This window comes from Pseudomonas sp. B21-041 (assembly GCF_024748675.1).
Lineage (GTDB): Bacteria > Pseudomonadota > Gammaproteobacteria > Pseudomonadales > Pseudomonadaceae > Aquipseudomonas > Aquipseudomonas neuropathica.
Genome location: NZ_CP087175.1, coordinates 4,246,603 through 4,266,441, shown reverse-complemented (window position 1 = coordinate 4,266,441; position 19,839 = coordinate 4,246,603). Strand labels below are relative to the sequence as shown.

Here is a 19,839-nt window from a genome sequence, read left to right as displayed (position 1 = left end):
CCATGCACACGGAATTTTCTGACGGTGCAAAGGTGTACCGTGAGAACTACTTCCGTGGACTGCGTCCTGATCCCGATCTCTGGATCGATGAGTGGGCCGACGAGTACATGCGAATCCCGCGAGACACCGGCGCCCCAGAGCCAGGCCAGTACCGCACCTCGCGGACACCTTATGCTCGCGAACCGATGCGTTGCCTGTCGCCGGCTCACCCTTGCAGGCGCGTGGTCACCATGGTGGCCTCGCAGTTGATGAAAACCCAGATCGCCCTCAACTGGATGGGGGGCCTGATCCACATGGCGCCGTCAAACATCCTAGCCTTGCTGCCCAGCCTTGGATTGTCCAAGCGGGTCTCGGGGCGGATCAGCAAAACCATCAAGGCCACCCCGGTGCTGCGTGAGCGCGTGGCCACCAGCCGCTCACGGGATGCCCGCAATACGATGGACACCAAGGAATTTGAAGGTGGTTCGCTGTACGTGACCACCGCCGGTTCTGCGGCCAACCTCTCGGAGCTGTCGGCACGTTACATCTATGGCGACGAAGTCGACCGCTGGGAAAACGATGTCGGTCAGGAGGGGGATCCCATCAGGCTGGCCGAAACGCGGGCGACCAACTTCGGGCGCAACGCCAAGATCTATTTTTCCAGCTCGCCGACGATCAAGGGTGCCTCGCGGATCGCCGATCTGTTCGAGTCCAGCGACCAGCGTCACTATTATGTGCCGTGCCCCACCTGCGGCCATATGCAGGTGTTGGAGTGGGAGCGGCTGCACTACAGCGCGGACTTCGCCACCGTGCATTACGAGTGCGCTGCTCCTGAATGCGACGTGCTGATCGAGGAGCACCACAAAAGCGATATGCTCGCCCGAGGTGAGTGGCGCGCGCATGGTCGTGGCGATGGCAAGACCGTGGGGTTTCATCTCAGCGCCCTGTATTCGCCGACCGGCTGGATGGATTGGGCCTCGCTCGCCGTCGAGTTCGAAGATGCCAAAAAAGCCCAGGCCCAAGGCGACACAAGCCTGATGCAGGTGTTCTACAACACCCGTCTGGCTAAGGTCTGGGACAGCGCGCTCGAACAGACCAAGGCGGAAGTGCTGATCGCTCGGGCGCGGCTGGAGAATTACACCCTCGGTACGATGCCGGCCGGTGTGCTGATGCTGACCGGCGCCGTCGACGTCCAGGCCAACCGCCTGGAAATGATGGTGATGGGCTTTGGTGTCGGTATGGAGCGCTGGGTGGTCGATCACCAGATCATCTGGGGCGATCCGGCAGACGATCGCACCTGGGCGGTGCTGGACGATAAGCTCAAGGCCCGTTACCGACATCCCTGTGGTGTCGGTCTGGCGATTCTCGCCGTGGGTGTCGACTCCGGCGGTCATCACACCGATGAGGTCTACCAGTTCTGCCGCGTTCGTCGCTGGCGCAACATCTTCGCCATCAAGGGCGCGAGCAAGCCGGGCCGCCCGGTGATTGCACAGCGCCCGTCCATGGTAGACGTGACTTGGAAGGGCCAGACCGAACGCAACGGCGCCGAGCTGTGGTTTGTCGGTACCGACACCGCCAAAGACTGGATCTACAACCGGTACCCGTTCCCGGACGGCCCGGGTTCGCTGCACTTTGCCAACGACCTGCCGGACGAGTTCTTCGCCCAGTGCGTCGCCGAGCGCAAAGTCGTGCGTTACGTGCGCGGGCACAAGCGCATCGAATGGGTGAAGGGCAAGGCCGAGCGCAACGAAGCGCTCGACCTGATGGTGTACTGCCTGGCCATGGCACATTACCTCGGCATCAACCGCTACCAGGAACACGATTGGGACAGGGTGCGACAAGCCCTAGCCCAGTCCGGCTTGTTCGATGACGCCTTGAGCACCAAGCCTGTTCAGGGCGAGCGACTTGATGTTGAGCAAACACCGGTGCCTGCTGCTGTACGCCAAGCCCAGCCCGCACCACCACCCGCTGCACCGGTTACGCAAGCGCGACCGGCAGCACCCCCTCAACGCCGCAGCTCTGCCAGCGGCTATCTGAAGAGACGCTGATATGTCCTTTACAAAAAAGCACCTCGACGCGGTTGAGGCGGCCATTGCTCGCGGTGAGAAAACTGTGCGCTACACCGACCGCACCGTGGAATACCGCACGGTCGATGAGCTGCTCAAGGCGCGGGAAGAAATACGCTCGTCGTTGGCAAGCGCTGCCGGGCCACGTTCGCGCGTGGTCCGGCTGTACCATGCTGGGAAGGGGGTCTGATGGCCCGACATTTTCCAACGTTGACCCGTAACGGATTTGTCCTGCCGTCCAACATCAAGGCCAGCTACGAGGGCGCTGGGGAAGGGCGCCGCTCCACCGGTTGGGACGCTCCCGACAACGGGATCAACAGCATCAACACCCCCGCACTGCGCAGCCTGCGGTCGCGCTCCCGGGCGGCGGTTCGCAATGATCCGTATGCCTTCAATGTCATCGACAAGCGCGTCAGTAACCTGATCGGCACGGGCATCACCCCTCGACCCACAACCGACGACGATGCTTTGCGCAAACTTTTGCAGGAGCTGTGGGGGGATTGGGTCGATGAGTCAGATGCGGATGATCGCAACGACTTCTACGGCCAGCAGGCGCTGGTGGCGCGCACGGTTGAAACCTCGGGCGAATGCTTCGTTCGGTTGCGTCCACGCGGTCTGGATGAAGGCTTGGCAGTTCCGCTGCAGTTGCAGATCCTCGCACCGGAATTTGTGCCGCACGACAAATTCGAGACCACCAAAAACGGCAACGTCATCCGCGCTGGCATCGAGTTCACACCCGGCGGCAAGCGGATGGCGTACTGGATGTACCTGTCGCATCCGCGCGATGCAGCCTCGCTGAACGCTGGCTACAACCAACTGATCCGCGTGCCGGCTACTCAGGTGCTGCACATCTTCGAACCGGTGGAGCCTGGCCAGTTGCGCGGTGTGCCGCGATTGTCGCCGGTGCTCAAACGCCTGCGCAGTCTGGACAACTACGACGACGCGGTGCTGTTCCGTCAGGAAGTGGCCAACCTCTTTGCCGGGTTCATCAAGCGTCCAGCGCCGGACTCGGGGCCTCTTCCCAGAGATCCGGTGACCGGTCAGCCGCTCGATCTGGATCGCGATGGCTTCACCCCGATGGTCGCGCTCGAACCCGGCACCATGCAGGAACTGGGCGCGGGTGAGGAGGTGGAGTTCTCCAAACCGCCAGACGCGGGCAACAACTACCCGGACTTCATGCGGCAGCAATTGATGGCTGCAGCAGCGGGATCGGGCACGCCTTACGAGATCCTCACCGGCGACATGCGCGGCATCAACGATCGAGCGCTGCGGGTGGTACTCAACGAGTTTCGGCGTCGCCTGGAACAACTGCAATTCAGCGTGTACGTCCATCAACTTTGCCGCCCGGTGCGGGCCGCGTGGATGGACATGGCGGTGCTGTCGGGTGTCTTGGAGCTGGACGATTACGCACAGAAACGCCGCCAATACCTGCGCACCCGCTGGGTGCCACAAGGCTGGGCTTACATCCAGCCGGTGCAGGACGTGCAGGCGCGAGCGATGGAGGTGAGAGCCGGTTTTTCGTCGCGCAGCGAGATGGTTTTGCGCACTGGCTACGACGCCGAAACGGTCGATCTGGAAAACGCCGCCGATCTGAAGCGGGCCACAGAGCTTGGCCTCAACTACAACACCCTGGATGCCGTCGAAGACACCGACGACAAGGAGCAACCATGAGCAAGCGCGCGAAACCGCGTATTTACAACCGCGCCGGCAAACGCGTCGAGGTCAAGGACAAGACTTGGTACGCCGTTCATGCCAGCGGCGAGTCCACCGAGCGAGTGATCGAAGTCTTTGTCTATGGCGAGATCGGCGCGTGGGGCATCACTGCCAATCAGTTCGTGCAGGATCTGCGCGCCATGGACGACGGTGTGTCGCCGGTGGTCGCCGCGTTTAACAGTATCGGCGGTGACCTGTTCGACGGGCTGGCCATGCACAACGCGCTGTCGCGGCTGGGCGAGCGCTGCACCGGCCGGATCGATGCACTGGCCGCGAGTGCGGCCAGTGTGGCCGTGTGCGGCGCACACCGCGTAGTCATCGCGGCCAACGCCATGTTGATGATTCACAACCCATACACCTATACAGGCGGTAGCGCTGAGGACTTCCGCCGGGTTGCTGATGTATTGGATCAGACCTTGGAGGCGATCATCGCGGCCTATAAGGCCAAGGCGCCCGACATTGATGACGCCGAACTGCGGCGAATGGTTGATGCTGAAACCTGGCTGACTGCCAACGAAGCAGTGGAGCTTGGTCTTGCAGACGAAGTCGGTGACGGCGTCAAGGTCAAAGCCTGTCTCGGTCAAGGCGCGGTGCTGCAACGATTCCAGAACGCACCGGCTGATTTGCTGGCCCAGCTCGACGAGCCACCTGAAGCGGATCCTGATCTTGATCCTGTCGATCCGCCGCTGGTGCCGCCAGTAGTCGACTCGGCCAAGTTGGCATTGATGGTCACTCAGCGCTGCACGGCGGCGGGCATCAGCAACCTGGTCGAGCCGCTGCTCAAGTCAACCCAGCTTGAAAGCGAAGAGATCGTTTTAGCCGGTCTGGCGCGCGCCAAGGCGGTAAACGACCTCTGCGTGGCTGCGCGGCTGCCGGAATTCAGCGCCGAGTATGTCGCTACAGGTCTGGACGAGGCGGCGGTGCGGGCGCGTCTGTTCGACAAGATTGTCACCAGCGGTAAGGGCTTTGAAATCGACAACAGTCTGCCGCTGGCGGACGACCTGGCGCCCAAGGTGCTGGCCAAACAACCTGACCCCAACTCGATTTGGGCTGCTCGCCAAGCGGCCCAAACTGGAACCGCGCAAAGCGCGAAAGGAGCAAGAGCATGACCATCAAACAGGAACCGATGCACGCGGGTGAATTCCTGCTGTCCGAAGGCGCCGGCAATATTTCGCGTGAAGCGATCAACGTCGCGGCCGGTCCAGAGTTGTGGCCCGGACAAGTCCTCGGACTGGTGACCGCCTCCGGCGAATTCGCACCGTACGAACCGACGGCAGAGGACGGCACCGAAAACGCGGTCGCCATTCTGTACGGCCCGCTCGGTGAATCCGATGTGGTGCGTCGCGGTCGCGCCGTGGTGCGGTTGGCCGAGGTCAGCGAAGCGCACCTGACCGGTCTGGATCTGGCCGCCGAGAAAGCACTCGCCACCCATTTCGTGATCGTCCGCTAAGTCGATCCTTTTTTTGTATGCATCCCGCCGCGTGCGGGATTTTTCGTTTCTGGAGAGTACCCATGGCCGATATCGCCATTTTTGAAGACGAAGCGTTTACCGTTACCTCGCTGACTGCTGCACTCAATGATCAACCCTACCTGCCGGGCCGCATCAGCGCCTTGGGCCTGTTCCGCGAGGAGGGCATTACCACCCTGACCGTGCAGATTGAAAAGGACGGTGACACCCTGGCACTGGTGCCGGCCGGTGAGCGCGGTGGTTCTGGCCTGGTGGTTGCAGCGAGCAAGCGCAACCTGATCCCGTTCAACACCGTGCACCTGCCGGAGCGCTTCACAATTAAGGCGGATGAGATTCAGGGCATCCGCGCCTTCGGCACTCGCACTGAGCTGCAGGCGGTGCAGGACGTGGTCAATGCGCGTCTGGCTAAGGCGCGTCGACAGTTGGACGCCACGCATGAGTTCCAGCGCATGGGCGCACTCAACGGCCAGATCCTCGACGCTGATGGCTCGACGGTTCTGCTGGATTTGTATGAGCGCTTCGGTGTGCAGCGTCAGAAGTTGTCCATGGGGCTGACTGAAGCCGGTACCGAGCTGCGGGTCAAATGCGGTGAAGCGCTGGATATGCAGGAGGATGCGCTGGGCAGCGTGACCAGTACCGGCTCGCGCGCTTTCTGCGGCAAGAACTTCTGGAACAAGCTGATTGTTCACAAGTCGGTCAAAGAGACCTACCTCAACAGTCAGCAAGCGGCAGCGCTGCGTGGTGACGCCCGGGAAAGTTTCGAGTTCGGCGGCATCATCTGGGAGCGTTACCGTGGCAAGGTCGCCGGCGTGTCTTTTGTCCATGACGACAAGGCGCTGCTGGTTCCGGAAGGCGTGCCAGATCTGTACATCTCGGTGTTTGCACCGGCCGACTACATGGAAACGGTCAACACCCAGGGCATCCCGTACTACAGCATGATCGAGCCGCTGCCCTTCAACAAAGGTATGGCCGGTGAAGCACAGTCCAACCCGCTGCACCTGTGCACTCGACCGCGCGCCCAGATCCTGCTGGAACTCTGACCATGGGCTTTCGCGATCTGATCGCCGAAGTCGACGCGGTGGTGTTCGAAACGCTGGGCGACACCGCACGGATCGAGGGTCGCGAAGAGCCAGTGCTCGGGATGTTTGCCGCGCCCTGGCTGCAACCCAAGTTCGGCAAGCTCAACACCGGGTTGCGTGAGCCTCGCTTCGAGATCCGCGTAAGCGATTCGCAAGGTCTGGAACAGGGCATGCTGGTTAGCGTTGACCTGCCTGCCTTGGATGGCGGCGGTGACTACGACCTGATCCAGCTCGAACCGAGCGGTGACGGGCTGGTCGCCCTGATTCTGAGGTTGCGGCCATGAGCGTCGGCAGCTATTTCAAACCCTCGGCGGGGGGCGGGATGATCTCCATCCAGTCCTCGGCCGCAGACTTTCAGGCGTTCCAGGACTTTGCCAAGGTGGTACCGAAAGCGGCCGCTGCGGCGCATCGGCGCGCGATCAACAAGACGTTGGGTTGGTTGCGCACGCACATTGCCCGAGCGGTCAGCCGGTCGGAGCGCATTGCTGTTGCGGCAGTGCGTCAGCGGTTGCGCAGCTATCCGGTTTCCGGCGGGGCTGCGAGCGGCAAACTGTGGTTCGGTTTGAACGCCATCGAGTCCAGTCGGATCGGCCGGGCGCGGCAAAGCGGCAGCGGCGTGTCAGTAGCGGGGCGGCGTTACCAAGGGGCTTTCCTCAAGAAGGTCTACGGCAACAAGCCCGACATCTGGATCCGCACAGCCAGCAAGCATTTCAACGCGGATGACTACCCCGACAGCACTGTGTCCCCCGGTCGCGGGCCGAGTTCGGGTTGGGTCGCCGAAAACGGTAGTCGTTTCCCGCTGGCCAAGGCCAAGGTGTCGCTGGAGCAAGCCCGGCCGCATTTCGACAGTTGGGTCAAAAAGGCAGATGAGCGTCTGCTGGAGATTCTCAAGCAGGAACTCAACTTTGAGCTGCAGAAATACCTTAAGAGGATCGGCAATGTCTGAAGAACCGTTCAGCCTGTTCCAGTTTTATCGGGCGGTAGAACTGCATCTTCGTACCCACTTGCCTGGCGTGCAAACCGTCACAGCCTGGCCAGACATTAAGGATCGCGTGTTGCTGCCAGCGGTGTTTCTGGAGGTGGCCGAGATCGAGCCGGGTAAAGATATCGGCACCGGCGAAACCTCGCTGGTGTGCAAGTTCGAGGCTCGGATCATTGTTGACCCGATCAAGGCGCACCATCATCAACAGGTCGTGCAACTGGCGACGCAGTTGGCGGTGTTGCTGCGTTCGCAGACGTGGGGGTTGGCAGTTGAACCCGCCGAGTTTGTGCAATCGCTGCAGGACTGGACCCAGCCGCACCTAGATGGATACACGGTGTGGCTGGTGGAGTGGACTCAGCAAGTTTATCTCGGCCTTGAGGAATGGCCGTGGCCGGACGAGCCGCCGGGGTCGTTGGTGTTGGAAGTCGATCCGGGTGACGGGCAATTCAGGCCGGAGGATCTGCCGTGAGTTACGCAAGCGCGCAGCATGACCGCATGATCGCGGGTGCGGTAAAGGCTTGCTATGTGGTCGCGGTGGATCTGTCCGCTTCGCCGCCGGTATGTCGCGTGTCGGATGGCAGTGAATGGGTCAGCGCCTGGGTGCGGTGGCACGGCATCGCCGCCGGCAAGGCCAGGCACTGGCGGGCGCCGTCTTTGGGCGAGCAGGGCAGTTTGATCAGTCCCAGCGGTGACGTGTCACAAGGCACGTTTGTCCCGGGCTTGTATGGCAATGCCGGGCCGCCGCCAGATAATCGCGACCATGTCGAGGTCTGGCGTTTCGATGATGGCGGCTCGCTGGTCTACGACTGGCAGGCCAAGAGCTACAGCATCACGCTCCCGAGCGGCACGGTCACCATAAAAGTGGCCAGCACGGAAGCGGTCGTGACCGATAGCGCGGTGAACGTGACCACCGGCAACATCAATCTGAAAGCGGCGGTGATGATCGACGGCGCGCTACACGTTACCAAGGGCATCACCAGCGCCGGCGCAATCATTGATGCCACCGGCAACAGCAATCACCACACGCATTAATTTCAACTCACCACAGCCCGCCCAGTGCGGGCTTTTTCATGCCTGGAGAACCACATGGCCAAGATCGATACGACCTCAACCGATGCGCAAACGTCCTCGGAACCGGCATTGTCATCCTCAACTTACTCATCGCCTGAGTCCTTGAAATTCCGCGACAAGCTCTACACGTCGCGACTGGTGATCGTGCCCGGTACCGACCGTTCCTATTCGGTGGAGAAGGCGACGGTCGTGGTGCCGGCCTCAGACATCGAGGCGGTCAAGTTCCTGAAAGCCAGCGAAGAATACGAGCCGTTCAAGGAGTGACATCGATGATCGGAATGGATCGCCAGACCGGCCTACCCATATCCGGCATCGAGCACCTGCGGCAATCCATTGCCGACATCTTGAGCACGCCCTTGGGCAGTCGCCGGCACCGCATGGAGTACGGCAGCAAGCTGCGGCGGTTTGTCGATTTGCCCGTTAACGAGGGCTGGAAAAGCGCCGTACAGGCTGAGGTTGCCCGCGCTCTGGAGCGCTGGGAGCCACGTTTGAAGCTCGACCAGGTGCGTGTCCTCTCCGTCATTAGTGGGCAAATCAATCTGCAAATCGTCGGGAAGTACCTGGGCGACGGCGTCACGTTGGAGGTGGCTGCATGAGTACCGTTGATCTGTCGTCGCTGCCGGCGCCGACCGTGCTGGAGCCTCTGGACTTCGAAGAGGTCTATCAGGACGGTTTAGGCGTCTTTCGTGGGTACATGGGTGGCAACTGGACGGCCGCGCTGGAAAGCGATCCCGTGGTCAAAGTGCTTGAGGTTGGGGCTTACAACAAGGTCGGCAACCGCGCCCGGGTCAATGACGCCGGCAAGGCGCTATTGCTGGCGCACGCCATTCGCGGTGACCTCGATCACTTGGGGGCCAACGTCAATCTGCAGCGCCTGGTCATTCAGGCCGAGGATCTGCTGGCAGTGCCGCCGGTACCCAAGGTCATGGAAGACGACGACCCGTTTCGCGAACGCATCCAGTTGGCCTATGAGGGTTTGACCACAGCTGGCCCACGTAACAGCTACATCCTGCATGCGCGTAACGCTTCTGGGCTGGTGGCAGACGCCACGGCCGAAAGCCCGGAACCTTGCCACGTTACGGTAACGGTGCTGGGGTTTGATGGGGAGGGTGAAGCGCCGCCGGAGCTGCTGGCGACGGTGGCCGCTGCGCTGAATGACGATGACGTACGCCCGGTCGGTGATCGTGTGACCGTGCAGAGCGCGCAGGTGATCCGCTACGAGATTGACGCCATCCTGCACATGGCCGGCGCCGGCCCCGAAGCGGATGCCAGTTTGGCCGAAGCGAAAAGCCGATTGGCCGGTTGGATCAATCCCCGCAAGCGACTGGGCGTCGAGGTCGCACGCTCCGCTGTTGACGCTCAGTTGCACGTTGCTGGCGTTGCCCGGGTTGAGTTGGTCGGTTGGCAGGACTTGGCCCCGACCAAGGCTCAGGCGGCGTTCTGTACGCGCTACAGCGTGAGGCTGGCGGGCTGATATGAAAAGTCTACTGCCACTCAACAGCACGCAACTGGAACGGGCCATGGAGGCCGCGTTTTTCGAAAAGACGATTGTCCCGCTGCGCGATCTCTACAACCCCGACACCTGTCCGGTGCATCTGCTGCCGCATCTGGCGTGGGCGTGGTCGGTCGATCGCTGGGACTACCGATGGTCTGAGGCGACCAAGCGCGCGGCCATCAAGGCGTCTTTCTACATTCACAAACACAAGGGCACCATCGGCGCTCTGCGCCGCGTGGTCGAGCCGCTGGGCTACCTGATCGAGATTGTCGAGTGGTTCCAGACGGTGCCCGAGGGCGTGCCGGGCACTTTCGCGCTGAAGGTCGGAGTGCTGGATACCGGCATCACCGAAGAAATGTATCAGGAGCTTGAGCGCCTGATTGACGATGCCAAGCCCGTGACCCGGCAACTGACCGGACTGGCGATCAGCCTGGAAACTCAAGGCGATTTGAATATCACCGTGTCCCTCTACGAAGGCGACGAAATCGACGTTTACCCGCCCGTCATGCGTGACATTGAGGTCACTGGCAGCTTTGGCGTGGTTGGTCGCGAACACACCATTGATACCCTGGACGTTTATTATGATTGATGCGAATTCGCAGTTTTTCGCGATCCTCACGAACGTGGGGATGGCCAAGCAGGCGAACGCCGACGCGCTCGGCATTCCTTGGCTGATCACGCACATGGGCGTGGGTGATGCCAACCCGAACGGGCTGGCTGATCCGCCAAATCCGGTGCCGTCGGCCAGTCAAACCAAGCTGATCAACGAGTGGCGACGCAAGCCGCTCAACCAACTGAAGATCGACCCGGTCAACCCGGCGGTGATCATCGCCGAGCAAATCATTCCCGCCGATGAGGGTGGTAAGTGGATCCGCGAAATCGGCCTCTACGATGCGGACGGCGATCTGGTGGCGGTGGCCAACTGCGCGCCGAGCTTCAAGCCGTTGCTGTCGCAAGGCTCGGGGCGCACGCAGATTGTGCGGATGAACTTCATTGTCACCAGCACGGGCAACATTCAGCTCAAGATTGACCCGGCGATCGTGCTGGCCTCGCGGGCCTACGTCGACGCGGCCATTCTGGAAGTGCTGCCGAAGAACAAAATCCCCGGCGAATATACGCGGGTCAAGGTCAATGATCGCGGTGTGGTGGTGTCCGGCGATAACCCGGACACGCTGGCCAAGATGGGCATCAAGGACAGCTATACCAAAACCGAAGTCGAAGCGATGATTGCCCAGGCCTCGGCGTTGCCGGTAGGCGCCACTATCGCCTTTCCGCTGGACAAGGTGGCGCCAGGGTTTCTAGAGCTGGACGGCAGCGTTAAGAGCATCGCGATTTATCCCGATCTGGCGCAATTCCTCGGTACGGCCTTCAACAAGGGCGACGAGGGCGCGGGCAATTTTCGCTTGCCTGAGTCTCGCGCTGAGTTTCTGCGTGGCTGGGATCATGGGCGGGGGGTGGATGCTGGCCGGGCCGTCGGCAGTTATCAGGCCGAAGAAATCAGAGAGCACATGCATTACATGTCGGCAAGGTACGCTGGCGGTAGTGGTACATCTGTGGCGGCTACGGTGCAGTTAGGTTTTTCTGGTCAGCCTGAGACGAATAGTAAAACCTCGGGGGTGGAAGCTCTAAACGGTGATGCTATGGGTGGGTTGGAAACTCGCCCGCGCAACTTGGCGGTCATGTGGTGCATTAAGGCGTGGAACGCGCCAATCAATCAGGGAAATATCGACATTGCCGCCCTTGCCGCCTTGGCCACGCAGGCCACGGAAATCAAGCTGGGCACCGCCAAGATCGCAACACAGGAACTGACGGATGCCGGCGCCGATGACGCCACGATAGTGACGCCGAAAAAGATGCGATGGGGGTTTTCCATTCTCAAGGCCGTAAACGGTTGGATTATTTTCCCGAGCTGGCTTGGTGGTCTTGTTATCCAGTGGGGGCAAGGGGTTGCGATGGCGAATGACGGCAATGATGCTGCAGGTACAGGGGCAGACACGTACATTACGTTTCCCCGGGCCTTCCCGAGTGTTTGTGCCTCTGTAGTCGTAACGCACCATGGTGCTAAAGCAAATTTGCCAGCCATTATTCGCAATCTGACTACCACGCGTTTTTCTGCTGAAACGCCTGATGTTCAGGCGCAATACGTCAGATTCATAGCGATAGGGTATTGAGAAATGAAGATGCTTTACTCGGCATTAACTGGCGGGTTTTACGACGAGTCCTCCGACTTTCCGGCCGATGTAGTGACGATATCGTCGGAGGAACACCAATCCTTGTTGGAAGGGCAAGCCTCTGGAAAACTCATCACAGCCGATTCAAAAGGCTTTCCAATGTTGATTGATCTGCCGCCGCGCTCGTCCGAGGCGAGCGCAGCAATTGAGCGCAAATGGCGAGACGAACAGCTTTTAGTGACTGACGGCGTAGTAAGTCGTCACCGAGACGAGCTGGAGGAAGGCGCCGATACGACATTGACTGCTGAGCAATATTCCGAGCTTCAGGGGTACCGCCGAGCGCTGCGCAACTGGCCGGAGTCCGGTGAGTTTCCATTGATTGACCACCGACCGCCGACTCCTCTTTGGCTGACTGACCAACTGCAATAAACGCCCCGCACTGACGGGGCGTTTTCTTTTCCGTTACGCGTAACACGAACACCCTCACAGCCTCGCTTATGCGGGGCTTTTTCGTTTCTGGAGACTGACCCTTATGAGTGGTTTATTTCACGGCATCACGACCACGGTGGTGGAGACCGGCGCGCGCACCATCTCGCTGCCGTCGTCGTCGATTATCGGCCTGTGCGACACCTTTACCCCGGGCCAACTCGGCGGCGGTACGGCCAAGGCCGGCGAACTGAAGTTGATCACCACCGAGCGCGAAGCCATTGCCGCCTTCGGCGCTGATTCGGCCATCACCAAGGCCTGTCAGGCGATCTACGTCAAAGCCAAGGCGGTGATCGTGGCTATCGGCGTGCCCAAGCTGGAAGACGCCGCGCTGCAAACCTCGGCGATCATCGGCGGCGTCCTGGCCTCGGGTCAGCGTACTGGCCTGCAGGCGCTGCTCGATGGCAAAAGCCTGTTCAACGCCCAACCAAGATTGCTGATCGCCCCGGGCCACACCGCGACTCAGGCGGTGGCCACGGCCATCGACAGTGTGGCGCAGAAGCTGCGCGCCATCGGCATCATCGACGGCCCTGGCACCACCGATGAGGCCGCCATGGCCTACGCCGATAACTTCGGCAGTCGCAACCTGTTCATGGTCGACCCGGGTGTGAAGTACTGGGACACCGTCACCAGCTCGACGGTCGACGCGCCCGGCTCGGCTTGGGCAGCAGGCCTGTTTGCGTGGACGGATGCTGAATACGGTTTCTGGGCCTCGCCATCGAACAAGGAATTGACCGGTATCACCGGTACCGGCCGCGCGGTCGAGTACCTGGACGGCGACGAGACGTGCCGAGCCAACCTGCTCAACAACGCCAATATCACCACGATTATTCGCGACGACGGCTATCGCCTGTGGGGTAACCGCACGCTGTCGAGCGATCCGAAGTGGGCATTCGTTACCCGCGTTCGCACGTTGTTCATCCTCATGGACGCGGTGCAGGCCGGACACAAATGGGCGGTCGACCGCTCGATCACCAAGACCTATGTGGCCGATGTCACCAACGGTCTGGATGCATTCCTGCGCGACCTGAAAGCCCAAGGCGCGATCATCAACTTTGAAGTGTTCGCCGACACCGAACTGAACACGGCCAGCCAAATCGCCCAGGGCAAGGTGTATTGGCGCATCCGTTTTACCGATGTTCCGCCGGCAGAAAACCCGAATTTCCTTTTCGAAGTCACCGATCAATGGATGACCGAAGTGCTTGAAGCAGCCTAAGGGGGCGTAGCAAATGATTCCTCAAACCTTGTTCAACACCAACCTGTTCGTCGACGGCGTGAACTTCTCCGGAGACGTACCCAGCCTGACGCTGCCCAAACTGACCACCAAGACCGACGAATATCGTGGGGGCGGCATGGCCGGCCCCATCGAGATGGATCAGGGGCTTGAGAAAATGGAAGCCTCGTTTGTCACCAAGGGCGTGCGCCGCGAGTCGTTGAAGTACTTCGGCCTGGCTGACGGCACGGCCTTTAACGCCACGTTCCGAGGTGCTTTCAAGGGTCAAAAAGGCGCGGTGACAGCAGTCGTTGCCACCCTGCGCGGTCGCCTCAAAGAGGTCGATCTGGGTGACTGGAAAGCCGGCGACCCGGCCGAGATCAAACACGCGATTGCGGTCACCTACTACAAGCTCGAAATCGACGGGCGCCTGATGTACGAAATCGACATGGTCGCCGGCATTCAGGTGATCGACGGCAAAGACCAACTGCTCGAAGTGCGCAATGCGCTCGGCCTGTAAGGAATAGATCCAGATGACTCAAGTAATCGCTAAAAACCTGCCGGCCTGGCTGTCGCTAAGTGCGCTCGGCGCTGTTGTAACGCTGACCCGTCCAAGCCAAGCCAATAGCGTCGACGTCGAGACGTTGAACCTGCGTAACCCGACCATGCGTGAAGTGCGCGCGGCTGATCGTGCTGCCAACGGCGATGATGAACAGCGCGAACTGATGCTGTTCGCCGGTCTCGCCGAAGTCGGACTGAAGGATCTGGAAGGCCTCAAGTTGACGGATTATCGCCGCGTGCAAACGGCGTATTCGCACTTGGTACCGAAAACCGATTATTCGGACTCGATGCCGGCGTGGTTGTCGCTAAACACCGATCAGGTGCTGGTGACGCTGTCGTGTCCGAGTGAAATCAATGGCGTGACCGTCGACAAGCTGGCCTTGCGTTCGCCGACTGTGGGCGACGTGCGAGCGGCCAACCGTGAGGTGGGTGGCGACGATGAGCAGCGCGAGCTGGTGTTGTTTGCTGCGTTGTCCGGCGCTTCGGTGGCGGATCTGGAGGGGCTGAAGCTGGTGGATTTTAACCGCTTGCAGGCCGGCTATTTTCGCATGGACAACTACGACGGGCTTTAACCCCAGCGTGATCAAGTCGGCGGCGAAACGTCTGGCGGCGGAAACCGGATTTTCCGCCGCCGAGATCCAGTCGATGCCGTTCGCGGATATGGTGTGGTGGCTCACGGATTGAGCCGCCACCGGTAGTGCTGGGCACATGAGGGCCATGACATGGCAAACAAACTCGCCCTCGGGCTGGTGATCGGCGGCGCCGTCAGTTCCACGGTCGGCGCCGCGTTCAAGGACGTGACCGGGCGCATCAAGCGCCTTGAGGCTGAAGGCAACAAAGCGCGCGTGCTGCAGCGCACGATTGGCGACACCATCCGCCTGCGCGAAGAATGGAAGAAGGCTCACGACACCGGTGCGTCCGGTGCGTCCAAATTACTCAACCGCTTGAACTCGAACCTGGACAGTTTGAAAAAGCAGGGGGTCGAGGTCGGCAAGCTGGAAAAAGCCTATCGCTCGATGGGGCAGACGGCCAACAAAGCCGAGCTGAAAGCCAAGGGGCATCAGCAGATCGATTCTGGCGTAAAGGGCATGAAGGGCGCTGTCGGTGCGGCGGTGGTCGGTGTCGGTGCCATGGCGGTACCGACCAAGGTCAGCGCTGATTTTGGCGCGATTGTGCGTGACATCGCGATCAAGGCCGGCATTGCCAACAAGCCGCAAGAACAGGAGATGTCGCGCAAGATCATCGACACTTCACGCGACACTGGCATGGCGCGCAACGATGTGGCCGACGTGGTCAATCAGTTGGTTGGCGCCGGTATGGATCTGAGCAAGGCGCTGGAATACGCGCCTGTCGCGGCCAAGTTTGTCGTGGGGCAGGGATCCAGCGGTGTCGACACGGCGAAGATGATCAACGCCCTGGGGCAGAACGCCAAGATCACCGACCCCAAGCAGATGCAGCAGGCGCTGGAGGCGATCGCCTACCAAGGGCAGGCGGGCAGCTTTGAAGCGGCCGACATGGCCAAGTGGTTTCCCGAGCTGTTGGCCAACATGGCCAGCAACGGCATCACTGGCTTGGATGCGGTGACGCAATTGGGCGCCATGCTGCAGGTCCAGATGAAGCAGGCAGGCAGTTCGGACGAAGCGGCCAACAACCTGAAAAACTGGATGGGCAAAATCGGTTCGACCGATACGGTCAAGGCTTACGAAAAAGCCGGGATTGATTACAAGGGATCGATGCAGACCGGTTTGCAAAACGGTATGTCGACGCTTGAGACCAGCATGGCGCTGGCTCAGAAATACATTCAGGCGACCGATCCGAAGCGTGCGGCGGCCATGGCCGAAGCCACGTCAAAAATCAGCAAGGAAGCCGACCCGGAGAAGGCCAAGGCCATGATGGCCTCGCTGGAAGAATCCCTGCGCACCGGCGACCTGTTCGCCGACATGCAGGTCAAGGCCGCACTGTCGGCCTACATGCAGAACAAGGCGCTGTACAGCCAGCTCAAAAACGATTCGCGTGACGCCACCGGGATCCTCGACAAGAACCTCACCGAGCGGCGTGAGTCGTCATCTCAGAAATGGGCGGAAATGGCCCAGTCGATGGATGACGCCATGCGCAGCATCGGCGATGCGCTGCGCCCGGTGACGGACACCGTGGCCGAGTCGTTGACCAAGGTTACTAAAGGCATTACGTCGCTGACGGACAGCGCGCCCGGGGTAGTTGCCGGTATCGCCACGGTCGGGGCGGGGCTGATCGCCTTAAAAGGTATCTTCAGCACGATCAAGATCAGCAAGGGGCTGCTAAACCTTGCGCGTGGGTCGCGCGGTGGCAGGAGTGGGAGCGAAGCCCCAAATAAAAAACCCGGAGAACTTGATCTGGTAGCGACTGGCCTGGATGTTGTTTCGCGGGTGAAGGAAGCGGCAGTAGGCGGTGGCCTTGGTGCTGAAAGTGGTGCAGGTAACGACGGCGTCAAGAAGGTTTTCGTCGTCAATGCCGGCGCTATGGGTGGCGGTGTGGATGCGTCGGGCGAATCGCGCCGACGTGGACGTGGGTCAAGGCGCAGCGCGCGGCGCCGGTCGTTGCCGAGTTCGAGAGGTCCTCGTCCGACTGTGCCTCGTCCACCTGTTTCGATCCCATCGCCATCAGTCCCCTCCGTTCCAAGTGGGGCATTGTCCAAGCTCGGCGCCGTCGCAGGAACCGTCGGTAAGGTCGGCAAGGTGGCCAAGGTTATTCCTGGCGGCACGCTGCTGGAGTCCGGCGCGATGGCGCTTGAAACCTTTCAAAACGCCAAGACCAAGGACGAAAAAGCCGAAGGTTACGGTTCGGCCGCTGGCAACTTGGCCGGCACCATGGCCGGTGCAGCAGCAGGCGCCGCCATTGGTTCGGTTGTGCCGATCATCGGCACCGCGATCGGCGGCATGATCGGTGCTTACCTGGGCAGTCAGGGCGGTGCGATGCTGGGCGGGTCGTTGGGTAAGTCGTTGTTCGGTGGTGAGGATGAAAAGCCCGAGCAAACGGCAAAGGCGCCGGTGCCGACCACGCCGCTCATGATGGCGTCAGCGGCGCAGCAAGGCCCGGTGCTGGGGGATGTCGCGCGCTCGATGGCAGTGACGGCGCCGCTCAAGTCGGCGGCGATGGCCATCCAGCCCAAGGAGGCGGCGAAGCCGGAGCCGGCCAAGGTGGATCAGCAGTTTCAGTATTCGCTGAGCATGCCGGTCACGGTGCAAGGTGATGTCAAAGACCCGCAAAACTTGGCGCAGGATCTGATGCCGCACATGCAGCGAATGATGGCGGACGCGGCGAGGAGTAACGCCGCCAAGCTGTACGACGAACCCCATGTCTAAGGAGGTTTCATGGCTTACATGGAGCAGATGCAATCAAGTCTGAAGTATCTGGTGGATGCAGCGGAAACCGGGCGGCGTAGCGCGGATGGCATGCTGTCCCCGGTCAATGGCGCGATCCGCGAACTGACCGGCGCCGCATCCGAGCTGGAAAACATCCCGTTCGTAGGGCCTGCCATCGGTGCCAAGCTTCAGCGGGTGATGCGCGGCGTCGACGCGGCTCAGGCCAAGGTCGGTCAGGTGGCGGCGGTGTACGGCCGCGCCACCCGGGCAGCGGCTGAAGTGCAGGATCGGCTGGGCACGTTGAAGGAACAGGCGAGCAAAGCGGCCACGGCGATCAACAACATCGCCGGCAAGGTCAGCCCGTCGCTAGCCAACATCGTGCCCACCAGTTCCTTTGCCGTGGAGGCCACGCCGGCGCCGGAGGCGGTGAAGCCATTCCCGCATCTGATGATCATTCAGCCGCGCGATCCGAAGATTGAGCCGTATTACTTCAACCTGGACACGGCCGCTTTCGACGAGCTGAGCCGTTCGACCGAATTCCGCTGGGCTTCGCAGGAGCGGCTGACGCGTCGGCCGGCGAAGCAGGCCATCGGGATGGGCGATGAAAAGTTGACGCTCAAGGGCACGATCTATCCGGGCTTCAAAGGCGGTCTAAAGCAGCTCGACACGCTGCGTTCCATCGGGGCCAGGCTGCAACCGCTGACTCTGACCACGGGCTATGGCGAGGTGATCGGGACGTGGTGCCTGAAAAACATCAACGAGGAACAGTCCGCACTGCTGCACGGCGGGATTGCTCGCAAACAGGGGTTCACTTTGGAGTTTGAGCGTTATGGCGACGACATGCAGGACGTCTGACGGCGACATGCTCGATGTCATTTGCAACAACGTTTACGGCCATCTGAATGGCAGCGTCGAGGCCGTGCTCGATGCCAATCAGGGGCTGGCTGATGAACCTCAGCCGTTTCGGTCGGGCGTGATTATCGTCCTGCCGGATCTGCCCAGCCCGACCAATGAGGGCGTCAGCTTGTGGGATTGACCTGGGGCGATGCCTTCGCCGGCACCGCGTCGCGTTACGCGTAACGACACCTTGTTTTTCTGGCCCGCCTTGTGCGGGTTTTTTATTGGAAAAAACCATGACTCCGATGTTTCGAATTGTCGCCGATGGGGCCGACGTCACGGCCAAGATCAATGATCGGCTGTTATTGCTGCGCACTTCTGACAAGCCGGGCATGGAGTCCGACGAGTTTGAGTTGCGCATCGACGACCGTGACGGACAAGTGCAATTGCCACGGCGTGGCAGCTCAATCGAGATCTACCTGGGCTATGCCGAAACGACGTTGGCACGCATGGGCAGTTACACCGTGGACACGGTCGAGGTATCAGGCCCACCCGATACCATCGTGATCAAGGGCAAGGCCAGCGACATGCGTGGCAGTGGCAAGACCATTCGTAGCGGAAGCTGGGAAGACGTGCCGCTGTCGAAGATCGTGGCTGACGTCGCCGCGCGCAATGGCTGGACGCCGGTGTGTCCGGTGTCGACCAAGGTTGCCCGGGTCGACCAGCTCAACGAGTCCGATTTTAATTTCATCACCCGTCTGGCCAAGCAATACGACTGCACGGCCAAGGTGGCCGACGGAAAGCTGTTGGTGATGCCGCGCCAAGGTGGCCAGACGGCCAGCGGCAAAGCATTTGGCGCTATCACGCTGACCCGCCGTGACCTTAGCCGCTGGCAATTCAGCCTAGGCGATCGCAACTCACACAAGGCGGTTTCGACCAAGCACCAGAACAAAAAGGACGGCAAGCTGGAGGTGGTCACCATCGACAACGATGACTCCCCGGACGGTCTGCCGGCGGTGCATACCGATCGCCATATCTACCCAAACAAGACCGCCGCCGAAGCGGCCGCCAAGGCGCGACTGTCAGCGTTCAACCGCTCGACCGCCGACGTGCGGTTTGAGTTGGAAGGACGAACCGACATCTTCGCCGAGCGGCCGATTCTCGCACAGGGGTTCAAGGTCGGGCTTGATGGCGAGTATCTGGCGGATTCGGTCGAGCAGGTGTTCACCCAGTCCGGCTGGTCCACCACGGTCGAGTGCAACGCCGGCAAAGCCGGTAAATCCAAGGGCAAGAAAAAGAAAGGGCCGAAACCACCACTCAAGGTTGTGAACATCGAGAAGCAATAGCCGCATCCCATCGCCGCCTGAGTGCGGTTTT

General features: G+C 60.9%; 23 protein-coding genes. All 23 read left to right on the top strand.

Translation table 11 applies throughout. The features are described 5' to 3' along the window. The first annotated feature begins 2 nt into the window (after positions 1-2). The 23 genes from LOY43_RS18800 to LOY43_RS18685 all read left to right on the top strand — a co-directional run bounded on the left by LOY43_RS18800 (position 3) and on the right by LOY43_RS18685 (position 19,808). On the top strand, positions 3-2,027 hold the full coding sequence (locus LOY43_RS18800; protein ID WP_258708564.1) for a phage terminase large subunit family protein: 2,025 nt from the start codon (positions 3-5) through the stop codon (positions 2,025-2,027). Between the two features lies 1 nt (position 2,028). Next, positions 2,029-2,235, top strand: a complete 207-nt coding sequence (locus LOY43_RS18795; protein WP_008087653.1) for a phage head-tail joining protein — start codon at positions 2,029-2,031, stop codon at positions 2,233-2,235. Continuing rightward, positions 2,235-3,716: a phage portal protein gene (locus tag LOY43_RS18790; protein ID WP_258708563.1), complete on the top strand. Its 1,482-nt coding sequence runs from the start codon at positions 2,235-2,237 to the stop codon at positions 3,714-3,716. Before LOY43_RS18795 ends, LOY43_RS18790 begins: the two co-directional genes overlap by 1 nt. Next, the gene (locus LOY43_RS18785) at positions 3,713-4,867 is read left to right on the top strand and encodes a head maturation protease, ClpP-related (protein WP_258708562.1); all 1,155 of its coding nucleotides are present in this window, start codon (positions 3,713-3,715) and stop codon (positions 4,865-4,867) included. The genes LOY43_RS18790 and LOY43_RS18785 overlap by 4 nt, the downstream gene beginning before the upstream one ends. After that, positions 4,864-5,208, top strand: coding sequence for a head decoration protein (locus tag LOY43_RS18780; protein ID WP_258708561.1), 345 nt, complete (start codon positions 4,864-4,866; stop codon positions 5,206-5,208). Before LOY43_RS18785 ends, LOY43_RS18780 begins: the two co-directional genes overlap by 4 nt. Positions 5,209-5,270: 62 nt before the next feature. Then, on the top strand, positions 5,271-6,266 hold the full coding sequence (locus tag LOY43_RS18775) for a major capsid protein (protein WP_041481041.1): 996 nt from the start codon (positions 5,271-5,273) through the stop codon (positions 6,264-6,266). A 2-nt stretch (positions 6,267-6,268) separates the two neighbouring features. After that, a complete protein-coding gene (locus tag LOY43_RS18770) occupies positions 6,269-6,589 on the top strand; it encodes a hypothetical protein (protein WP_034155914.1) in 321 nt (106 codons plus the stop codon). After that, positions 6,586-7,251: a hypothetical protein gene (locus LOY43_RS18765; RefSeq protein WP_100847403.1), complete on the top strand. Its 666-nt coding sequence runs from the start codon at positions 6,586-6,588 to the stop codon at positions 7,249-7,251. Before LOY43_RS18770 ends, LOY43_RS18765 begins: the two co-directional genes overlap by 4 nt. Then, entirely contained in the window at positions 7,244-7,756 is a 513-nt protein-coding gene (locus tag LOY43_RS18760) for a hypothetical protein (protein ID WP_258708560.1), read from the top strand. Before LOY43_RS18765 ends, LOY43_RS18760 begins: the two co-directional genes overlap by 8 nt. After that, positions 7,753-8,319: a phage baseplate assembly protein V gene (locus LOY43_RS18755; RefSeq protein ID WP_258708559.1), complete on the top strand. Its 567-nt coding sequence runs from the start codon at positions 7,753-7,755 to the stop codon at positions 8,317-8,319. Before LOY43_RS18760 ends, LOY43_RS18755 begins: the two co-directional genes overlap by 4 nt. Before the next feature lie 54 nt (positions 8,320-8,373). Next, positions 8,374-8,622: a hypothetical protein gene (locus LOY43_RS18750; RefSeq protein ID WP_258708558.1), complete on the top strand. Its 249-nt coding sequence runs from the start codon at positions 8,374-8,376 to the stop codon at positions 8,620-8,622. A 5-nt stretch (positions 8,623-8,627) separates the two neighbouring features. Beyond that, entirely contained in the window at positions 8,628-8,954 is a 327-nt protein-coding gene (locus tag LOY43_RS18745) for a GPW/gp25 family protein (protein ID WP_258708557.1), read from the top strand. Then, entirely contained in the window at positions 8,951-9,832 is an 882-nt protein-coding gene (locus LOY43_RS18740) for a baseplate J/gp47 family protein (protein ID WP_258708556.1), read from the top strand. The genes LOY43_RS18745 and LOY43_RS18740 overlap by 4 nt, the downstream gene beginning before the upstream one ends. A 1-nt stretch (position 9,833) precedes the next feature. Continuing rightward, entirely contained in the window at positions 9,834-10,442 is a 609-nt protein-coding gene (locus tag LOY43_RS18735) for a phage tail protein I (protein WP_258708555.1), read from the top strand. Next, a complete protein-coding gene (locus LOY43_RS18730; RefSeq protein ID WP_258708554.1) occupies positions 10,435-12,024 on the top strand; it encodes a phage tail protein in 1,590 nt (529 codons plus the stop codon). Before LOY43_RS18735 ends, LOY43_RS18730 begins: the two co-directional genes overlap by 8 nt. Before the next feature lie 3 nt (positions 12,025-12,027). Continuing rightward, on the top strand, positions 12,028-12,453 hold the full coding sequence (locus LOY43_RS18725; protein ID WP_258708553.1) for a phage tail assembly chaperone: 426 nt from the start codon (positions 12,028-12,030) through the stop codon (positions 12,451-12,453). A 103-nt stretch (positions 12,454-12,556) separates the two neighbouring features. Then, the gene (locus tag LOY43_RS18720) at positions 12,557-13,726 is read left to right on the top strand and encodes a phage tail sheath family protein (RefSeq protein WP_258708552.1); all 1,170 of its coding nucleotides are present in this window, start codon (positions 12,557-12,559) and stop codon (positions 13,724-13,726) included. Positions 13,727-13,739: 13 nt separating this feature from the next. Continuing rightward, positions 13,740-14,243, top strand: a complete 504-nt coding sequence (locus LOY43_RS18715) for a phage major tail tube protein (RefSeq protein WP_187676678.1) — start codon at positions 13,740-13,742, stop codon at positions 14,241-14,243. Positions 14,244-14,256: 13 nt separating this feature from the next. Further along, complete coding sequence (locus LOY43_RS28895; RefSeq protein WP_408980809.1) at positions 14,257-14,856, top strand: phage tail assembly protein; 600 nt, start codon at positions 14,257-14,259, stop codon at positions 14,854-14,856. A gap of 150 nt (positions 14,857-15,006) precedes the next feature. Beyond that, positions 15,007-17,625 carry a phage tail tape measure protein gene (locus LOY43_RS18700; protein WP_258708551.1) on the top strand — a complete coding sequence of 873 codons (2,619 nt, stop codon included), beginning with the start codon at positions 15,007-15,009 and terminating at the stop codon, positions 17,623-17,625. Positions 17,626-17,634: 9 nt separating this feature from the next. Next, a complete protein-coding gene (locus LOY43_RS18695) occupies positions 17,635-18,480 on the top strand; it encodes a phage tail protein (protein WP_258708550.1) in 846 nt (281 codons plus the stop codon). Continuing rightward, positions 18,455-18,661, top strand: coding sequence for a tail protein X (locus LOY43_RS18690; RefSeq protein WP_123377010.1), 207 nt, complete (start codon positions 18,455-18,457; stop codon positions 18,659-18,661). Before LOY43_RS18695 ends, LOY43_RS18690 begins: the two co-directional genes overlap by 26 nt. A gap of 97 nt (positions 18,662-18,758) precedes the next feature. Continuing rightward, entirely contained in the window at positions 18,759-19,808 is a 1,050-nt protein-coding gene (locus tag LOY43_RS18685) for a phage late control D family protein (RefSeq protein ID WP_258708549.1), read from the top strand. Positions 19,809-19,839: the final 31 nt, after the last annotated feature.